Here is a 1,101-nt window from a genome sequence, read left to right on the forward strand (position 1 = left end):
GGGGACGACGTCGCCGAGTGCCTCGGCGGAGCCGACCAGATCGACCAGGAAGCCTTCCTGGACCGCTACGAGTCGGTCTGCGATCCGCGCCTGAACCACATGCAGTCGCTCGAGATGGCGTTCCTGGTGGCCGGAGCGCTCTCCAAGCGCTGACGCACTGATGGACAGAATGCATCTGGCAGAACGCATTCCGGCAGAACGTTTCCCACAGAACGCATTCTGAGAAAAAGCTCCGCCCGGCTGCTGCAGCCGGGCGGAGCTTTCTTGTGCGATGGCAGGAGTCGGATCGGGGTGCCGGTCAGACGACGGTGAGCGTGACGGTCGAGCCTTCCGGGGCCTTCGTGTCCACCGGATTCTGGTCCCGGACCGTGCCGAAGAAACCGCCGAGGATGTTATCGACCTGGACCTTGAAGCCGAGTTTCTCAAGGGCTTCCTGGGCCTCCGAGGCCTGCTTGCCGATGAAGCTGGGGACCTCGACGAGCTTCGGGCCCTTCGAGATGGTCAAGGTGACGGTGCCGCCCTTGGTCAGGTTGCCGGAGGCCGGGTCCTGCGCCAGCACCGCGCCCTCGGGGACGTTCCTGTCGTTGACTGCTTCCGGGGCCACCACGGCCTTCAGGCCGGCGGCTTCCAGGGCCTTAACAGCGGCGTCCTGCGCCTGCCCGCGGACATCCGGGACCGGGATGGGCTGCGGGCCCTTCGAGACGGTCAGGCCCACGGGCGTCCCGTGCCTGACCGGGTTGCCGCTGCGCGGAGCCTGGGCAAGGACGGTTCCGGCAGGCGCCTTCTCGTCGAAGGTCTCGGTAATCGGGCCCAAAGCCATCTGGGCGCCGTTGAGCGTGGTCTTGGCCTCGTCCAGGCTCTTGCCGGCCAGTTCCGGCAGCGGGAACAGCTCCGGGCCCTTGGACACGGCCAGCGACACGGGCTGGAACTTGCGGATGACCTCCCCGGCGGTCGGCTCCGAGCCGACCACGAGCCCGGGCGAGACGTCGTCGTCGAAGACATCCTTCACCGTGGATTGGAAGCCGGCGGTGCGGAGCAGGTCCTGGGCCTCGGCAACGGTCTTGTTCGCCACCGGGGGAATCGTTCCCGGCGACCCCGGAC

Annotated in this window: 2 protein-coding genes; one reads left to right on the forward strand and one right to left on the reverse strand. The window is 67.7% G+C overall.

Going from position 1 to position 1,101, the window contains the following annotated elements; all coding sequences use genetic code 11:
- Positions 1 to 153 (forward strand): 3-deoxy-7-phosphoheptulonate synthase (locus LQV45_RS34815; protein ID WP_230012504.1); only part of this gene is annotated, 153 nt, incomplete at its 5' end.
- A 145-nt stretch (positions 154 to 298) separates the two neighbouring features.
- Here LQV45_RS34815 and LQV45_RS34820 read toward each other — a convergent pair.
- A partial coding sequence (locus tag LQV45_RS34820; protein WP_230012503.1) for a Stk1 family PASTA domain-containing Ser/Thr kinase occupies positions 299 to 1,101 on the reverse strand: 803 nt, incomplete at its 5' end.

This window comes from Microbacterium sp. Bi128, assembly GCF_918698205.1.